Below are 16,001 nucleotides of genomic sequence, written 5' to 3'. Positions count from 1 at the left end.
ACATACTTTAGCATGTGGATTGTTGAAGAACCGGGCCTGAACGCCTTGACAGAGCCCCGCCATCCCCGTATATCGCTCGCATCTCGCGTAACAACGCGTCTGGCGGAGTAGCTCAGTCGGTTAGAGCAGCGGAATCATAATCCGCGTGTCGGGGGTTCAAGTCCCTCCTCCGCTACCAGATTTCTCCAAAGAAAAACTTTCTCAAGCGCTCTGTGGCAGTTCCAGCGGCAGGGCGTCGGGGGTAATGAACAGTTCGATGTGGTCGCGGGACAATTCCCAGTGCTTGTCGACCAGTCGGGCAACGCCATCTTCGTCACGGGCTTCAATGAGAGCGATGAACTCGTCATGCTGATCCGCCGCTGTTCTGAGGCGAGTTTTCATGCCGTCATCCTTGGGGCGGTAGAAGGTCTGGCCGATACGGGCGTGATCAATCAGCAAACGGCGAAGGCTGGGGAGCAGAAAGACATTATCGGCCATCTCGCCCATGATGGTGTGAAAGCGATCATTGTAATAGACGAGGTCGCCGGGCCGGTCTGTCTTCAGCGCGTTGCGAAAGCCGGTCTGGGCCTGTTTCAGGTCCTTCAGCTGTTCTTTGGTTGCATTCTGGGCTGCGAGGCGGCCGATGGCTGAATAAATCATCGGAGCAACGAGGAAGAAGTCGCGCAGGGTCTGATGGGACATGGGGGCGACACAGGCCCCGCGATTGTTGCGGATTTCCAGATAACCTTCGCCTGCGAGCTGACGGAAGACGTCGCGCAGGGGCGTGCGGGAAATGCCAAATTCGCGGCTGAGCGCAACCTCGTCCAGATCTCTGCCGGGTTTCAGCTCCAGCGTCAGAACGCGGCGCTTGATATCATCATAAAGATCGCTTTTCCCCGACTTGGATGGCATCAGGACTTCCTCTGGCCAGAACTTTTCATTCAGATTTCCGGAGCGACTATGGTGCAATTGCCGCCTGATCGCAAGTCTGCCAGGCACGCAGATGTGCGGGTTAATCGTATACGGGATAAATACAGAGTGTATTGGTTAGGCATTGCTGTCAGATGTCGAATTCCTGCTCGATGGTTTCTGTCTCCGGATCGATAGAGACCAGCTTCACATCATATCCCCATAGCTCCGCCAGGTGAGACAGGACAATATTGGCTTCCTTGGTCTCAAGTGGGATGCCGTCTTTCATGGTGTGGGTCAGGGTCAGGGTCCGATCGCCGTCCAGATCAACTTCAGTGACCTGAATGTCGAGATCCATGGCATTGATGGCATAGGAGGCCGCGAGCGTTCTGCGGACGTCCCTGTAGCCGTGCTCGTCATGGATTTCATCAATGCGGATAACGGGTTTTCTGGTGTCATCATGCAGTTTGAAGAAATGCATGTCACGGATCAGATGCGGGCTCAGATATTGCAGGATGAAGCTCTCATCGCGGAAGTTCTCCCAGGCATATTTCAGGGTGCCGAGAGGGTCACCATTGCCGGCAATATCAGGAAACCAGGCCTTGTCTTCATCCGTTGGCTCCATGCAGATGCGGTGGATATCCTGCATCATGCCGAACCCCAGAGCGTATGGATTGATGCCACCAAAGCGCTGATCATCGAAATCAGGCTGGGCGATAACCTGTGAATGGCTGTGTAGTGCCTCGAGCATGGCACTGTCGGGAATCAGCCCCTTCTCGTGCAGACGCTGCATGATGTGATAGTGAGCATAGCAGGCGCAGCCCTCATTCATCACTTTGGTCTGTTTCTGCGGGTAGAAATATTGCGCAGTTCTGCAGGTGACGTCCAGCAGGTCCCGCTGCCATGTGCTGAGCCGCGGTGCGTAGTGCTGAAGAAAATAAACAATGTTGGATTCGGGCAAGTCCAGGCTCTCGAGCCAGCCGGTGGGCTCGCCTCCATCCTTTTCAGGGCGCCGGGTGCTATCCGGTAGGGTACGCCAGAGATCATTGAAGGATGATGTTTCAAACTCGGCGCGTGCGCGGGCACGTTCCTTTCTCTCGTGCTCGCTCAACGTCTTGCGTGGATACCGGTCAACTGCGTGGGACTGCAGGGCATGGGCTGCATCCAGAACAGCTTCCACTTCGGCCATCCCATAGCGCTCCTCGCAATCAGCTGTGAACTGCTTGGCATACTGGAAAAAGTCGAGAACCGTATCAGCATCGGTCCATTGCCTGAACAGGTGGTTGTTCTTGAAGAAGTGGTTATGACCAAAAGCTGCGTGGGCAATCACCAGGGCCTGCATGGTGATTGAGTTTTCTTCCATCACATAGGATATGCATGGGTTGGAGTTGATGACGATTTCATAGGCCAGACCCTGATGCCCCTTGCGATAGAGCATTTCATTGCGGGCGAAACTCTTGCCGAAGGACCAGTGCGAATACATCAGCGGCATGCCGATGGAGGAGTAGGCATCCAGCATCTGCTCAGCCGAGATCACTTCGATCTGGTTGGTATAGACATCCAGGCCGAATTCGCCGAGTGCAATGTCCTCAATGGCATTATAGACCGACTGCAATGTATGAAAGGACCAGTCGACACCTTCATAGAGATGGCCGGGGCCGGATTGTGCATGTGCTGTCACGAGAAACTCCTGACTTTGGTCTCACTTGTGGGCCGGATTGGGCTCAGGCGGCTTCGCTGCGCCGGGCGAACAGATCGCGGAATACCGGATAGATGTCGGCCGGGTCGCTGATTTTCCGCATGGAAAAGCGCTGGTCGAAGCCCTGGATCTGACCATAGGTCCGCCAGAGTGCCGAACCATCCTTTGAGGTTCCGAACAATTGACGGTCGCTTTCTTCGCCCACTTCCACATAGGCAAAATATTGGCAGACCGGCAGAATATGCTCTGACAGGGCCTCCAGACAGTTGCCGTTGTCGCTGTCAAAATTCTCGCCATCAGAGGCCTGTGCCGCATAGATGTTCCACTCGGCCAGCGGGTAGCGATCTGAGATGACTGCTATCATCTCCCGGAGGGCGGAGGAGACAATGGTGCCGCCGCTTTCACGGGAATAGAAAAAGGTTTCCTCATCCACTTCGCTGGCCTGGGTGGTGTGACGGATGAACACCAGTTCGACCCGTTCATACTGTCGTTCCAGAAACAGGTGCAGCAGCAGGAAAAAGCGCTTGGCGAGATCTTTGTGATGCTCGCTCATGGAACCTGACACATCCATCAGACAGAACATGACAGCCTGCGAGACCGGTTTTTCGACAGGTTCGAAATTGCGGTAACGCACATCCAGCGGATCGAGATAGGGAATCCGCTGCATTTTGATGCTGGCTTTCCGGATGGATGAGGTCAGTCTTATCAGCTGAGTTTCCTGCTCCGGTGAGCGCTCCTCGAGAGCCTTCAGTCGGTCAATTTCGTCTTCCAGTTCAGCGAGCCTGCTGCCAGACGGGCGCTGCAAGGAGATGCGGCGCGCCAGCGAGTTGCGCATGGTTCGTTTCAGGTCAAGAGCGCTCGGAGTGCCGAAGCGTCTGAAACCGGCCCGGCGCATTTCATAGGTCTTTTCAGCTTTCAGGCTGCGCTTGACCAGATCCGGCAGTTCGAGGTCCTCGAAGAAGAATTCAAGAAACTCGTCCCGGGTCAGAGAGAACTGGAATGCATCTTCTCCCTCGCCGCTGTCACTGGCCTTCGAGCCCTGACCCTGACCGGAAGGCGGCTTTCTCACTTCATCACCGCGGATGAAATCCTTATTGCCTGGCCATACCGTCGATCGCTTGCCTTTGCGACTGTCAGGGCGGAAGGCAGGTTCTGCAAGGCGGTCGCCACCTTTGATTGTTATCCGCCCTTGGGAGTCGATGTCAGAGATCTTGCCGGTTCTTAGCCCATCTTCGATGGCTTTCTTGATCTGGGACCGGGCGCGTCTGATAAATCTCTGTCTGTTGACGAGGCTTTTGCCCTTGGGGTTCAGCCTCCGATCGATGATATGCATGTGTCTGTTCCCGTTACATGATGTGTCCAGGCCTTTTCCTGTCTGGGGTCGGCTTAGGCCCCGGCGCCGGATAGCGCTTGCCGGGGCTGATCTGGTTTCTTAGCCGGCCTTATTGATGCGCATGTACCACTCCACCAATCGGTGAACCTGTTTCTCGCTATAGCCGCGTGCGGTCATGCGTTCGACGAACTGATGATGTTTCTGTTCGGTTTCACTGTCGCGTTTTGAGCCGAAGCTGATGACGGGCAACAGATCCTCGACGCGGGAAAACATGCGCTTTTCGATGACGTCGCGCAGTTTCTCGTATGATGTCCAGTCAGGATTGTTTCCATTGTTGGATGCCCGGATACGCAAGGAGAATTTGACAACTTCATTTCTGAAATCCTTGGCATTGGTAATGCCTGCGGGCTGTTCAACCTTCTTGAGCTCTTCATCCAGAATATTCGGGTCAAGCAGCTGGCCCGTGTCCGGATCCTTGTAATCCTGCCCCTCAATCCAGGCATCCGCATAGGCGATGTAGCGGTCGAACAGGTTCTGGCCGTAATCCGAATAGGATTCCAGATAGGCCTTCTGGATTTCATTGCCGATGAATTCGGCATATTTGGGGGCAAGGGTTCCTTTGATGAATTCGAGATATTTCTTCTCGGTATCTTCAGGGAACTGCTCACGCATGATGGCCATTTCCAGCACATACATCAGGTGAACCGGGTCGGCTGCAATCTCGTCCGTATCGAAGTTGAAGGTCTCAGCCAGAACCTTGAAGGCAAACCGGGTGGAAATGCCATCCATGCCCTCATTGACACCTGCTGCATCACGATATTCCTGCAGAGGTTTTGCCTTAGGGTCCACGTCGCGCAGGTTCTCGCCATTATAGACGCGCATCTTGGCGTATGGAGTTGAGTTCTCGTGTTCCTTCAGCCGGGACATGACGCCAAACTGGGAGAGGATGTCCAGTGTGCCCGGTGCGCAATGGGCTCCGCCGAGCTTGCTGTCAGACAGAAGCTTGTCGTAGATTCGCATTTCCTCGTCCTTGCGCAGGCAATAGGGCACCTTGACCACGAAGATACGGTCAATGAAGGCCTCATTGTTCTTGTTGTTCTTGAAACTCTGCCATTCTGCCTCGTTCGAGTGGGCAAGGATAATTCCGGAGAAGGGGATCGCGCCCATGGTCTCCGTGCCGATATAGTTGCCTTCCTGAGTGGCGGTCAGAAGGGGATGCAGCATCTTGATCGGGGCCTTGAACATCTCGACGAATTCGAGCAGGCCCTGTGTGGTCCGGTTCAATCCGCCTGAATAGGAATAGGCGTCGGGATCATCCTGGGAAAAATGTTCAAGCTGGCGGATATCCACCTTGCCAACCAGGGATGAAATGTCCTGATTGTTCTCGTCGCCCGGTTCTGTCTTTGCCACACAGATCTGGCGCAGTTTGGATGGATAGAGCTTGACCACTGAGAAACGGGAAATATCACCGCTGAACTCATCAAGGCGCTTCACCGCCCAGGGAGAAATCAGTCCTGTGAGATAGCGACGGGAAATCTGGTATTTCTCCTCCACGAGGTCACCCATGGTGCGCGGTGAGAAAAGGCCCAGCGGGCTCTCAAAGATCGGACTGATCTCGTCACCGGCCTTAAGGGCGTAAACAGGCTGGTCTTCCATCAGGCGTTTCAGCCGCTCGGCAATGGATGACTTGCCGCCGCCGACGGGGCCCAGAAGATAAAGAATCTGCTTGCTCTCTTCCAAGCCCTGGGACGCATGTTTGAAGAAACCGACAATTCGCTCGATTGTCGTTTCCATGCCATGGAAATCCCTGAAGCACTCATAGCGGCGGATGGTCCGGTTCATGAAGATCCGGCCAAGGCGTTCGTCTTTTGAGGTATCGATCAGTTCCGGCTCGCCGATGGCGGCGATCATACGCTCTGGCGCGCTGGCATAAAGAGAGGTATCGGAGCTGCAGGACTGAAGGTAATCCCGGAGTGTCATCTCCTCGATCCGATGTCGATCGTAATGCTCGGAATAGTGTTCAAAAACATCTGCTGCGACGGACATAGATCTCACCTTCTCTTTGTCCGACGGCTCGTTCTTCAACGGGCTGTCGGATTGGTTTCGACGATTTCCAGCCCCCTGAATTTCTCTTATGCGCAGTTATGCATCTGCACCTGTTTTAAATCTGCTCTTGAGCGAAAAACCTCTATGCAATTGATTCTGCTTGCCGAATCCTAACATGAACCACTTAGTATAACTACAGTTATTTCGAAATTTTTGAAATTATCTCTAGTTTTCCTATGTAAAAATTAGTTAGGAATGGCAGAATTTTCTTGGTTTTAAAACATATATAAAACCGATCATTCTATTACTGCTCTCTATCGATGTTTTTTCATTTGGTGGTAATTTGATGCGACTTATTTTTTCTCCAGTTAATTTGACTACTAGCCTCATATTTATGTGGTGATCTTATCTTTGATATGGAAGGTATTTTTCTCCGACCTGAACAGACTGTGAAAATTGGTGTCCATAAAAAAAGGGACAGCCATGGCTGTCCCTATCTCTACGTGTCGTTGGACGGTCGTGGATCATGCACCTTTCTGAGGGCGCATGTCCTCCCGGCTGATGCCTGCCACGGCTACCGGTGCTTTCATGGCATCGCGGCGGAACGGTTCGCCCAGTTCCTGGTTGATCAGCGCTTCGATGAATGTGGTCTTGCCATGGTTCATCTGATCATCGATTGCCTTGGCGAGTGCATCAGTCAACTCGTCCATGGTTCTGACTTGCACACCCACCAGACCGCAGGCCTGTGCAATTCCGGCATAGGTAACATCTTCGTTCAGCTCGGTGCCGACAAAATTGTCTGAGTACCAAAGGGTGGTGTTTCGCTTTTCAGCACCCCATTGATAGTTGCGGAAAACGACCATGGTGATCGGAGGCCAGTCACCACGCCCGACCGCTGTCATTTCGTTCATGGAAATACCAAAGGCGCCGTCACCGGCAAAGCCGACAACCGGCGTGTCCGGTTGGGCAATCTTGGCACCGGTAATGGACGGGAAGCCATATCCGCAAGGGCCAAACAGGCCAGGAGCCAGATATTTCCGACCTTCTTCAAAAGAAGGATAGGCGTTGCCGATGGCGCAGTTATTGCCGATATCAGAGGAAATGATGGCTTCTTTCGGAAGAGCGGCCTGGATTGCGCGCCATGCCATGCGCGGTGACATCCAATCCGGCTTGGCATTGCGTGCCCGCTCGTTCCATGTGGTGCCCGGATCGTCGTCCTCGTGATCCATGGAGGTAAGCGCCTGGGCCCAGGCTGACTTGCGCTTGGCAATCTCGGCCTTGCGATCTTCGCGACCTGCGTCGCCCGCTGTGTCGGACAACCGGTTCAGAATGCCGTTTGCAACCTTTTTCGCATCACCGACGATGCCAACAGTTACCGGCTTGGTCAGGCCAATTCGGTCCGGGTTGATGTCAACCTGAATGATCTTGGCATTCTTCGGCCAGTAGTCGATGCCGTATCCCGGAAGGGTGGAGAACGGGTTGAGGCGGGTGCCGAGGGCGAGAACGACATCGGCCTGGGCGATCAGTTCCATGCCGGCCTTGGAGCCGTTGTAGCCGAGAGGGCCAGCAAAAAGCGGGTGGGAGCCCGGGAAAGCGTCATTGTGCTGGTAGCCGCAGCAGACCGGTGCATCAAGGCGTTCGGCCAGAGCCATGGAGTCCTCAATGGCGCCACCAATAACCACACCTGCACCGTTGAGAATGACCGGGAACTTGGCGCTCGACAGAAGGGCAGCCGCTTCGGTCACAGCATCATCGCCGCCGGATGGGCGCTCAAACTCGACAATTGCCGGAAGGTCAATATCAACGACCTGGGTCCAGAAGTCGCGGGGGACGTTGATCTGTGCCGGAGCTGAAGCGCGTTTGGCCTGAAGGATAACCCGGTTGAGAACTTCGGCTACGCGTGTCGGGTCACGAACCTCTTCCTGATAGGCGACCATGTCTGCAAAGAGCGCCATCTGTTCGACTTCCTGGAAGCCGCCCTGACCCATGGTCTTGTTGGCGGCCTGAGGTGTCACAAGGAGCAGGGGCGTGTGGTTCCAGTAAGCGGTTTTAACCGGGGTCACGAAATTGGTAATACCCGGGCCGTTCTGTGCCACCATCATCGACATTTTGCCGGACGCGCGGGTGAACCCGTCGGCCATCATGCCAGCGTTACATTCATGAGCGCAGTCCCAGAATGTGATCCCGGCCTGTGGAAACAGATCAGAAACCGGCATCATGGCTGAGCCGATGATTCCAAAAGCGTGTTCAATTCCATGCATTTGGAGGACTTTTACAAAGGCCTCTTCCGTTGTCATTTTCATATCTGTTTCCCTTCCTTCAGCTCAGCCTGCGCCGGATCTGGTGATCTTTCCCGATAGAGTGATATCCAGATGGATGCAAGCGTGGCGTCCATTCTCTTGGTCTTCTTCAGAAAGGGGGAAATGGATCAGAAAATGTAGAGCCAGTTTCTGTCAGATATGGTTCCAGAGGGGCCGTTGATAGAGCCAGATTGAGTTTTGACCCTAGAATGGGCAGGGGCTGTGAAAGGTCATCCGTTCGCCGTCAGAGGGGTGATGCACTGTCAAGCTTTCTGCATGGAGCATCAGGCGCGGCGCCGCGTCGCGAGACTGCTCCGAGCCGTAGAAATTGTCCCCGAGGATCGGGTGGCCGAGATGCAGCATATGCACGCGCAACTGATGGGAGCGTCCGGTTTCCGGCTTAAGGCACATACGAGTTGATGTCTCACCACGTTCGATCACCTGCCAGAATGTGATGGCTTCCCGGCCGCGTTCATGGTCGATCATCTGACGCGGGCGGTTGGGCCAGTCGCAGATAAGCGGTTGGCTTATCCGGCCGACATCATCTCGGACCTGGCCATACACATTCGCAATATAGGTTTTTTCGGTCTTGCGTCGCTCGAACTGCAAACCGAGATGACGGTGCGCGTCCTTCGTCATGGCCATGATGACGACGCCGGATGTGTCCCGGTCCAGGCGATGAACCGTACGGGCTTCCGGATAGGCCTCCTGCGCCCGTGCTTCGAGACAATCAGCGAGATGTTCGCCCTTGCCGGGCACGCTCAACAGGCCGCTTTGCTTGGACAGCACGAGTATGTGCTCGTCCTGATGCAGGACGTCCAGCCATGGGTCCAGGGGTGGAGCATAATGAACTAGTGTGTGGGCAGGGGTCGTCATTCGCTCTGCTGTAGCAGATCATCGAGAATTTCTCGATCCCTTTTCTCGGACCATTGTCGAGGATGTTCCTGTCCGGTTGCCTCGTCAAAAGCGCGAGCCACACAGAACGGCAGGCGTTCATCGTAGTGGCTGAAGGATGAGAATTTATCGTCCATTGCCTCCCGGCAGGCTTCATAGGCTTCTTTCAGGGACCGGTGGCGACTGACGCTTTCCGATACGGACCAGTAGAGCGTGAAGGCAAAATCACGGGCTGAGGACAGGATGTCGTCAATAGCGTCTGCATCCGTTAGTGGCCCACCGGAGCCGGGGATGAGGACTTCAGGGCGCAGGGTGCGCAATCTGTCGAGTGTCGAAGGCCAGTCTCTGAAATTGGCGTCATCACAAAAGGGAACGGATTTGTTGGGAACCAGGTCCCCGGAAAACAGAATAGCTTCGTCAGGCAGCCAGATGACAGTGTCGCCCGTGGTCTGACCCCGTCCAAGATTCATCAGCCTGACCTGCCGTTTTCCGAGATAGATGGACATGAAGGCTGAAAAGGTCAGCGTCGGTCTGGCAATGTCAGCACGACTGCCCGCTCCTTCAAACAGATCTGGCATACGGTGGCGTTCGGCAGCGCGGTTCTGCTCCCCGCGATCATCAAGCATCTGGCTTGTGAGGTCAGATGAGATCACATCCCCCGCCTCAAAACCACGGGCACCCAGCGTTCGACAGGCTCGATAGCTGGTGAAGGCCATATGCTTGATTGGCTTGTCTGAAATCGTGCGGATATGGTCGAGAACGTGTCCGACCAGTGCTGTTGTTGCCGCTGCGTCGATCATCAGGATACTGTCTTCCCCGACGATGAAGCCGGATGTTGGTCCACCTTCAATCATCAGCGCATAGCAGTTCTTGCCGATTTCCTCGGAACTGATCTGCTTCAGATCACTGTCTTTGGTTGCTTCAGTATCCTGGGCCACGGTGCTTCACCACTTTCTGGTCAATTGACCCGAATATTGTGCCACCGTCTTCGTTAAGCATTTCGATACGAATGTGATCGCCAAACCGCATGAAGCGGGTTTTAGGGGTGCCGCAGGTAATGGTTTCAACCATTCTCTGCTCAGCAAGACAGGAATATCCAACGCCGCCATCGATAATGGATGCGCCGGGGCCGCCGTCCTTTTTGTTCGATACGGTTCCTGATCCGATGATTGTTCCGGCAGTCAGAGGTCGGGTTCTGGCCGCATGGGCAATCAGGGTCGGGAAGTTGAATGTCATATCAAGCCCGGCATTGGCCTTGCCGAAGGGCTGGTCATTGAATGTAACCCGGAGCGGATGATGGATCTTGCCATCCCGCCACGACGCACCCAGTTCATCCGGCGTTACAGCCACGGGAGAAAAGGCTGATGAGGGTTTTGACTGAAAGAAGCCGAAGCCCTTTTCCAGTTCCCTGGGGATCAGACCCCGCAGGGACACATCATTGACCAGCATGATAAGCCTGATGGCTTCCATCGCGTTCTGTTCTGATGTTCCCATAGCAACGTCGCCGGTGATGACTGCAATCTCGCCCTCAAAATCGATGCCCCAGCTCTCGTCTCCCATGACAATATCATCATGGGGTGCGATGAAGCTGTCTGAGCCTCCCTGATACATCAGGGGGTCTGTCCAGAAATGCGTCGGCATGTCGACACCGCGGGCTCTGCGAACCAGTTCCACATGGTTTACATAGGCAGACCCGTCAGCCCATTGATAGGCACGGGGCAATGGGGAGAGGCAGTCGGCCTGATTGAGCGGAGTGCCGCTTTCCGGGTTGTTGTCAAGCGCCGTAAAGCGCTCGTGCAGGGCAGGCGCGAGCTCCGTCCAGTTGTCCAGTGCGTTCTGGAGGGTGGGTGCAATCTCGGACACATCGTCCATGCGGCTGAGGTCCCGCGATACGACAACCAGGCATCCGTCCCGACTTCCATCCCGGAGTGTGGCGAGTTTCATTGATAAGCCCTGCCTCTGTGAACCCGGTTATTCCGCTGCATCTTTGGGGATCGATGGTGGTGTCAGCGGGCCGCCCGAGGCCTTCCAGGAATCCGCATATTCCGCAACTTCCACGGACGCGGCGGCCTCTCCCATTTTGAGGCCGTCACGGGTGTCGAGCATGACCGCGTATTCATCAGTCATCGTCTTTGGCTGCTCGAACATCCTCTGGAGTGCTTTGGGGTGCGGGCCATGGGTAAAGCCGCAGGGGTGCCAGGTGACCATGCCAGCCTCGATATTGTCGCGGCTGAAGAAGTCCCCATCGTGATAAAACAGCACTTCGTCATAATCATCATTGTTGTGGAAGAAGGGGACCTTCAGTGCGCCGGGGTCTGTCTCGAACGGACGGGGCACGAAGGTGCAAATCACAAAGCGATTGCCAACCCATGTTGTGTGGGCGGATGGCGGCAGGTGATAGCGATGGGACATCAGTGGTCGGATGTCTTTTACATTGAGTTTGACCGGTGCGAGATCACCCTGCCATCCCACAGCGTCCAGCGGATTGAACGGATAGACCACCGTCGAGATTTCCCCTGAGCGACGGATCTTCACATGCCATTCGTCATTGCCCTGCTGGGCCAGAAAGGCCTCGTTTATTTCGGGAGATTGCAGCACACCTGCATCGTAGACTGCATGGCGTCCAACCATGCCTTTTTCGGGCATGCGATAGCTGCCATTCGTGCATTCAAACAGCAGCATGTCGATTGGCGAGGTGGCCTCGATGCGCCACATGGTGGAGCGAGGCAGAACCACATAATCGCCCTGGGAGACAGGCAGGTGGCCATAGTCACAAAACAGATCACCGCTGCCTCGGTGAATGAACAGCAGCTCATCGCCATCGCCGTTGCGTGCGAGGTAGTCCATCTTTCCGGACAGCGACCAGCGACGCATGATGACACTGCTGTTGTGCAGGATGACGGATGCATCCCAGACAGAAGAGGAATGATCGTCGATCCGGTTGAGATCGAAGGCACGCGGGCGCAATGGGCCGGACCAGCTGGTCCAGCCGGTTGGCGGATGTGTGTGATACATCATGGTTGCCGGACCGAAGAACCCTTCCTTGCCCAGCTCCCGTTCGAAGGTTCCATCCGGCAGGTCCGCATGGGCCTGGCGGGATGCCTGGCCCTGTCTGCGTGGAAAAGAAATGTGCTCAGATCCCATTGAAGCCTCCCGGAGTAGTGGTTTCTCTGACTGATAGATAGTTACATATGTAACTAATGTCAAATTCTACGCTATCAGCCGGGTGAAATGCCTCCGTCAGCGACAGGCGGGCGATTGTGTAACAGGGAGAAGGTCCTTTTCTTTTTGGGGCATATGTGGTCGGTTAACTCCGGAATAAGAAACTGAATCAGTCTGCCGGAGGCAAGAATGCGTGTTGCTGTAACCAGAAGCCGTGGTGCTGCTCGTGATGTCATAACGATTGAAGATCGTCCGTCCCCTGAACCGGGTGCCGGTGAGGTTCGCGTGCAGGTCATGTCAAGCGGCGTCAATCCGTCAGATGTGAAGGTGAGGGCAGGGGCGCAAGGGCCGCTTCCGGCTGATGAAGTCATGGTTCACAATGATGGCGCGGGCATCATTGATGCTGTGGGAGACGGGGTTTCCGAGCGTCGTATTGGTGAGCATGTCTGGCTGTTCAATATCAACCGCTCTGAAGATGGAATGGCACAAGGTGCAAACGGGACCGCTGCGGATCAGATTATCTGTTCGGAAGATCTCGCCGCCCCGCTTCCCCACGGTGTGAGTTTTGATGAGGGTGCTTGTCTCGGTGTGCCTGCCATGACCGCGCACCGGGCTGTTTTTGCTGACGGTCCTGTGGATGGGCGGATTGTTCTGGTGACCGGTGGGGCTGGTTCTGTGGGGTTGCTTGCCGTCCAGATGGCCTCTGCGGCTGGTGCTACTGTGATTGCTACTGTGAGCAATGATGCGAAGTCTGCGCTGGCACGTGCGGCAGGTGCGGCTCTGGTTATCAATTACAGGACGGAGGATCTGGCAGCGCGGATCGTTGAAGAATTCGGCGCCAACAGTGTTGACCGTCTGGTTGATGTGGACTTCGGGGTCCATGTGTCCCTGACGCCGCAAATCCTGAAACGGAATGGCGTCATTGCGACTTATGCCTCCATGGGAGCGCCGGAACCGTCCCTGCCTTTCTATCAGGCCATGTTCAACAATACGACGATCCGTCTGGTGTTTGTCTATGCTATGCCGGATGATGCCAAATGGGCGGCGATTGAAGATATCAATGCGTTCCTGAGGGATGGTGCGCTTGCTCCGCTTGTTGCAGCGACTTATCCGTTTGAGCAGATTGCGGAAGCTCATGAGGCTGTTGAGGCCGGTGGGTTGACCGGCAATGTGGTGCTTCAGATAGCCGCCGGATAATTGCGATGCCAAAACGCCTTCTGATCGTCGGGCATGTGCCGTCCCCAAATACTCAGGCTCTACGGGATGCCGTACAGCGCGGGGCGGCATCGGATGATATTGATGGCATTGACGTCATTGCCCAGTCACCTTTTGACACCAGCCCGGAGGATGTGTTGGCAGCTGATGCCATTATTCTCGGGACCACGGAAAACCTGGGTTATATGAGCGGAGCCCTGAAGGACTTCTTTGACCGGGTTTATTACCCGGTTCTTGAGAAGAAGCAGGGCCTTGCCTATGCGCTCTATATACGGGCCGGGCTGGATGGCACAGGAACCCGGATCGGTGTTCAGAGAATTGTCACCGGCCTGCGCTGGCGTGCTGTTCAGGAGCCTCTGCTGTGCAAGGGAGACTGGGACAAGGCTTTCGTGGATCAGTGCGAAGAGCTGGGCATGGCGGTAGCTGCAGGGCTTGAGGCTGGAATTTTCTGAGCCCCAAAGGTTGCTGTTTCATCGCACGCTCTATTGGTCCAATGACCAGTGGTGCGGTGCAGCACGGTTGATTATGGTCTCGTTTAACAATCAGCCAGACGAGTTCCAATATGTCCCATACTGTTCGCCCACGCCGTTCTGTCCTCTACATGCCGGGTTCCAACGCCCGTGCGCTTGAAAAGGCGAAGGGGCTTGATGCAGATGTGCTGATCTTCGATCTTGAGGATGCAGTTGCTCCTGATGCGAAGGAACTGGCCCGGGAGCAGGTCTGTCGTGCAGCGCAGTCGAGAGCCTATGGCCATCGGGAAGTGGTGATCCGCATCAATGCTCTGACCACTGAATGGGGAGAGGCTGATCTTGAGGCGGCTGCCAATGCTGCTCCAGATGCTATTCTGGTGCCGAAAGTCTCCGAACAGGACGACGTTTTTGCGTCTCAGGCTGTTCTCGACAAAGTGGGATGTTCCGCTGACGTCAAACTCTGGGCGATGATCGAGACACCGCTTAGCATTCTCAATGCTCGGGATATTGCCGCAACGGCAAAAACGGATGCTGGCAGCAGGCTTTCCTGCTTCGTGGCCGGGACTAATGACCTGGCAAAGGATACCAAGGCTCATCTGGTCGGAGACCGCTATACGATGCTGCCATGGCTTCAGACATGCCTTGCGGCCGCGCGAGCGTTTGGTCTTTCAGTTCTTGATGGGGTGTTCAATAATATTGATGACTATGCCGGTTTTGCAGCGGAATGCCAGCAGGGCCTCGAGCTGGGGTTTGACGGCAAGACATTGATCCATCCGCGGCAGGTGGAGATCTGTAATCAGATCTTCTCACCGATGCCGGACGATGTAGCCTTTGCCCGTAAGATTATCGAAGCCTTTTCCCGCCCTGAAAATCAAACCAGGGGTGCGCTTCGTCTGGACGGGCGCATGGTCGAGCGACTGCATGCGGATATGGCGCGTGATATGGTTGCCATTGCGGATGCCATCGCAGGGCGATCCTGAATTTATGGCCTGAATTTATGGCCTGTATCTATGGGACTGAACCCTAACCCTTGTGGGTGACTGAAACAGCGTTGCCCTGGGGCAGCGTCTGTGGCTGCGTCTGGGGTGCGCGTACGCGATTGGTGACCATCCGGTCATGCAGTCCTGTAACCAGGCGGCTGGCGCTTTTCTCAAACAGGCCCGGGATAAAGGCGTGGACCAGAGCCATCAGCATGCCTTTGGCCATGGTTCCTGCAAAGGAGAGGGCCTGGCCCATATGCTCGAAATAGGTCTCGTCGACGCTTTCCGGATGGGTGACGAACAGGTCTTTCAGCAAGGTTTTCATGGTGTCACTCTCTTCTTTTGAAGTCTTTGGAGAGTCTACGCCATATTGTGATTGAATTTTTCCCAAAAATCACATTTAATTTCTAATTATTCTAATTCCATCCCAATATATGAGGATTTTATGAGATTAGATAACATCGATGCAAAAATCCTCGCCTGCCTGCAGGCCGACGCGACCAGAACCAACGCGGATATTGCTGAGGCCGTCAATCTGTCCGCCAATGCATGCTGGCGTCGTATCAAGTTGCTTGAAGAGAATGGATATATCCGTGGGCGGGTGGCTCTGGTTGACCGGGAGAAGGTGAACAAGGCTCTGACGGTTTTTGTGGAAGTGCGAACCAATCAGCATGATGACAACTGGTTTCATCAGTTTTCATCCGCGGTACGGCGTATTCCTGAAGTTATAGAACTGCACCGTCTGAGCGGGCATGTAGACTATATGCTGAAGCTGGCGGTCTGTGACATCAAGGATTATGACCGGGTCTATAAACAGATTGTCAAAGCGGCGCCACTCTTTGATGTAACCTCTTATATTTCAATGGAAACTTTGAAAGACACCACTGAGATACCCGTTGACCCTGTGTAGACTTTTCCACGGTTTGGAAAAATTCTTAAGAACTTTCCCATAGTGTGGTAGGTGGGACGAATGCGCGCAGGCTCTTCTGTTTTGGGTTTGCGTGCCTATATGCA

Annotated in this window: 14 protein-coding genes and 1 tRNA gene; 5 read left to right on the top strand and 10 right to left on the bottom strand. The window is 54.8% G+C overall.

The window, feature by feature from the left end:
- Positions 1–101: 101 nt before the first annotated feature.
- A tRNA-Met gene (locus RA157_RS03635) sits at positions 102–178 on the top strand.
- A 23-nt stretch (positions 179–201) separates the two neighbouring features.
- Here the strand turns inward: RA157_RS03635 and RA157_RS03630 are convergent.
- The 9 genes from RA157_RS03630 to RA157_RS03590 form a co-directional block, all read right to left on the bottom strand.
- A complete protein-coding gene (locus RA157_RS03630) occupies positions 202–891 on the bottom strand; it encodes a GntR family transcriptional regulator (protein ID WP_350335116.1) in 690 nt (229 codons plus the stop codon).
- Between the two features lie 148 nt (positions 892–1,039).
- Entirely contained in the window at positions 1,040–2,569 is a 1,530-nt protein-coding gene (locus RA157_RS03625) for a SpoVR family protein (protein ID WP_350335115.1), read from the bottom strand.
- A 43-nt stretch (positions 2,570–2,612) separates the two neighbouring features.
- The gene (locus tag RA157_RS03620; RefSeq protein WP_350335114.1) at positions 2,613–3,920 is read right to left on the bottom strand and encodes a YeaH/YhbH family protein; all 1,308 of its coding nucleotides are present in this window, start codon (positions 3,918–3,920) and stop codon (positions 2,613–2,615) included.
- A gap of 99 nt (positions 3,921–4,019) precedes the next feature.
- The gene (locus RA157_RS03615) at positions 4,020–5,966 is read right to left on the bottom strand and encodes a PrkA family serine protein kinase (RefSeq protein ID WP_350335113.1); all 1,947 of its coding nucleotides are present in this window, start codon (positions 5,964–5,966) and stop codon (positions 4,020–4,022) included.
- A 524-nt stretch (positions 5,967–6,490) separates the two neighbouring features.
- Positions 6,491–8,269, bottom strand: coding sequence for a sulfoacetaldehyde acetyltransferase (gene xsc, locus RA157_RS03610; protein ID WP_350335112.1), 1,779 nt, complete (start codon positions 8,267–8,269; stop codon positions 6,491–6,493).
- Between the two features lie 201 nt (positions 8,270–8,470).
- Complete coding sequence (locus RA157_RS03605) at positions 8,471–9,142, bottom strand: pseudouridine synthase (RefSeq protein WP_350335111.1); 672 nt, start codon at positions 9,140–9,142, stop codon at positions 8,471–8,473.
- Complete coding sequence (locus RA157_RS03600; RefSeq protein WP_350335110.1) at positions 9,139–10,098, bottom strand: MBL fold metallo-hydrolase; 960 nt, start codon at positions 10,096–10,098, stop codon at positions 9,139–9,141. Before RA157_RS03600 ends, RA157_RS03605 begins: the two co-directional genes overlap by 4 nt.
- The gene (locus tag RA157_RS03595; protein WP_350335109.1) at positions 10,082–11,104 is read right to left on the bottom strand and encodes a fumarylacetoacetate hydrolase family protein; all 1,023 of its coding nucleotides are present in this window, start codon (positions 11,102–11,104) and stop codon (positions 10,082–10,084) included. Before RA157_RS03595 ends, RA157_RS03600 begins: the two co-directional genes overlap by 17 nt.
- A 27-nt stretch (positions 11,105–11,131) precedes the next feature.
- Entirely contained in the window at positions 11,132–12,304 is a 1,173-nt protein-coding gene (locus RA157_RS03590; RefSeq protein WP_350335108.1) for a homogentisate 1,2-dioxygenase, read from the bottom strand.
- Positions 12,305–12,511: 207 nt separating this feature from the next.
- On the opposite strand from RA157_RS03590, the gene RA157_RS03585 reads away from it, so the two are divergent.
- From RA157_RS03585 to RA157_RS03575, 3 genes are all read left to right on the top strand, one after another.
- The gene (locus tag RA157_RS03585) at positions 12,512–13,519 is read left to right on the top strand and encodes an NADPH:quinone reductase (protein ID WP_350335107.1); all 1,008 of its coding nucleotides are present in this window, start codon (positions 12,512–12,514) and stop codon (positions 13,517–13,519) included.
- 5 nt (positions 13,520–13,524) lie between these two features.
- The gene (locus tag RA157_RS03580) at positions 13,525–13,989 is read left to right on the top strand and encodes a flavodoxin family protein (protein ID WP_350335106.1); all 465 of its coding nucleotides are present in this window, start codon (positions 13,525–13,527) and stop codon (positions 13,987–13,989) included.
- A gap of 110 nt (positions 13,990–14,099) precedes the next feature.
- Positions 14,100–14,987 carry an HpcH/HpaI aldolase/citrate lyase family protein gene (locus RA157_RS03575; RefSeq protein WP_350335105.1) on the top strand — a complete coding sequence of 296 codons (888 nt, stop codon included), beginning with the start codon at positions 14,100–14,102 and terminating at the stop codon, positions 14,985–14,987.
- 43 nt (positions 14,988–15,030) lie between these two features.
- On the opposite strand, the gene RA157_RS03570 is transcribed toward RA157_RS03575, so the two are convergent.
- On the bottom strand, positions 15,031–15,312 hold the full coding sequence (locus tag RA157_RS03570; RefSeq protein WP_350335104.1) for a DUF6356 family protein: 282 nt from the start codon (positions 15,310–15,312) through the stop codon (positions 15,031–15,033).
- 120 nt (positions 15,313–15,432) lie between these two features.
- Here RA157_RS03570 and RA157_RS03565 point away from each other — a divergent pair, with 120 nt between their 5' ends.
- Positions 15,433–15,897: an Lrp/AsnC family transcriptional regulator gene (locus RA157_RS03565; RefSeq protein WP_350335103.1), complete on the top strand. Its 465-nt coding sequence runs from the start codon at positions 15,433–15,435 to the stop codon at positions 15,895–15,897.
- Positions 15,898–16,001: the final 104 nt, after the last annotated feature.

It is taken from the genome of Coralliovum pocilloporae (genome assembly GCF_030845175.1).
Taxonomy (GTDB): domain Bacteria; phylum Pseudomonadota; class Alphaproteobacteria; order Rhizobiales; family Cohaesibacteraceae; genus Coralliovum; species Coralliovum pocilloporae.
The sequence above is the reverse complement of the archived record's forward strand: the minus strand, read 5'-3'. Positions and strand labels throughout refer to the sequence as shown.

Excerpts from the sequence above, each read along its gene's own strand:
- RA157_RS03630 (WP_350335116.1), bottom strand. The coding sequence starts at position 891 with ATGCCATCCAAGTCGGGGAAAAGCGATCTTTATGATGATATCAAGCGC.
- RA157_RS03620 (WP_350335114.1), bottom strand. The coding sequence starts at position 3,920 with ATGCATATCATCGATCGGAGGCTGAACCCCAAGGGCAAAAGCCTCGTC.
- RA157_RS03615 (WP_350335113.1), bottom strand. The coding sequence starts at position 5,966 with ATGTCCGTCGCAGCAGATGTTTTTGAACACTATTCCGAGCATTACGAT.
- xsc (WP_350335112.1), bottom strand. The coding sequence starts at position 8,269 with ATGAAAATGACAACGGAAGAGGCCTTTGTAAAAGTCCTCCAAATGCAT.
- RA157_RS03605 (WP_350335111.1), bottom strand. The coding sequence starts at position 9,142 with ATGACGACCCCTGCCCACACACTAGTTCATTATGCTCCACCCCTGGAC.
- RA157_RS03595 (WP_350335109.1), bottom strand. The coding sequence starts at position 11,104 with ATGAAACTCGCCACACTCCGGGATGGAAGTCGGGACGGATGCCTGGTT.
- RA157_RS03590 (WP_350335108.1), bottom strand. The coding sequence starts at position 12,304 with ATGGGATCTGAGCACATTTCTTTTCCACGCAGACAGGGCCAGGCATCC.
- RA157_RS03585 (WP_350335107.1), top strand. The coding sequence starts at position 12,512 with ATGCGTGTTGCTGTAACCAGAAGCCGTGGTGCTGCTCGTGATGTCATA.
- RA157_RS03580 (WP_350335106.1), top strand. The coding sequence starts at position 13,525 with ATGCCAAAACGCCTTCTGATCGTCGGGCATGTGCCGTCCCCAAATACT.
- RA157_RS03575 (WP_350335105.1), top strand. The coding sequence starts at position 14,100 with ATGTCCCATACTGTTCGCCCACGCCGTTCTGTCCTCTACATGCCGGGT.
- RA157_RS03570 (WP_350335104.1), bottom strand. The coding sequence starts at position 15,312 with ATGAAAACCTTGCTGAAAGACCTGTTCGTCACCCATCCGGAAAGCGTC.
- RA157_RS03565 (WP_350335103.1), top strand. The coding sequence starts at position 15,433 with ATGAGATTAGATAACATCGATGCAAAAATCCTCGCCTGCCTGCAGGCC.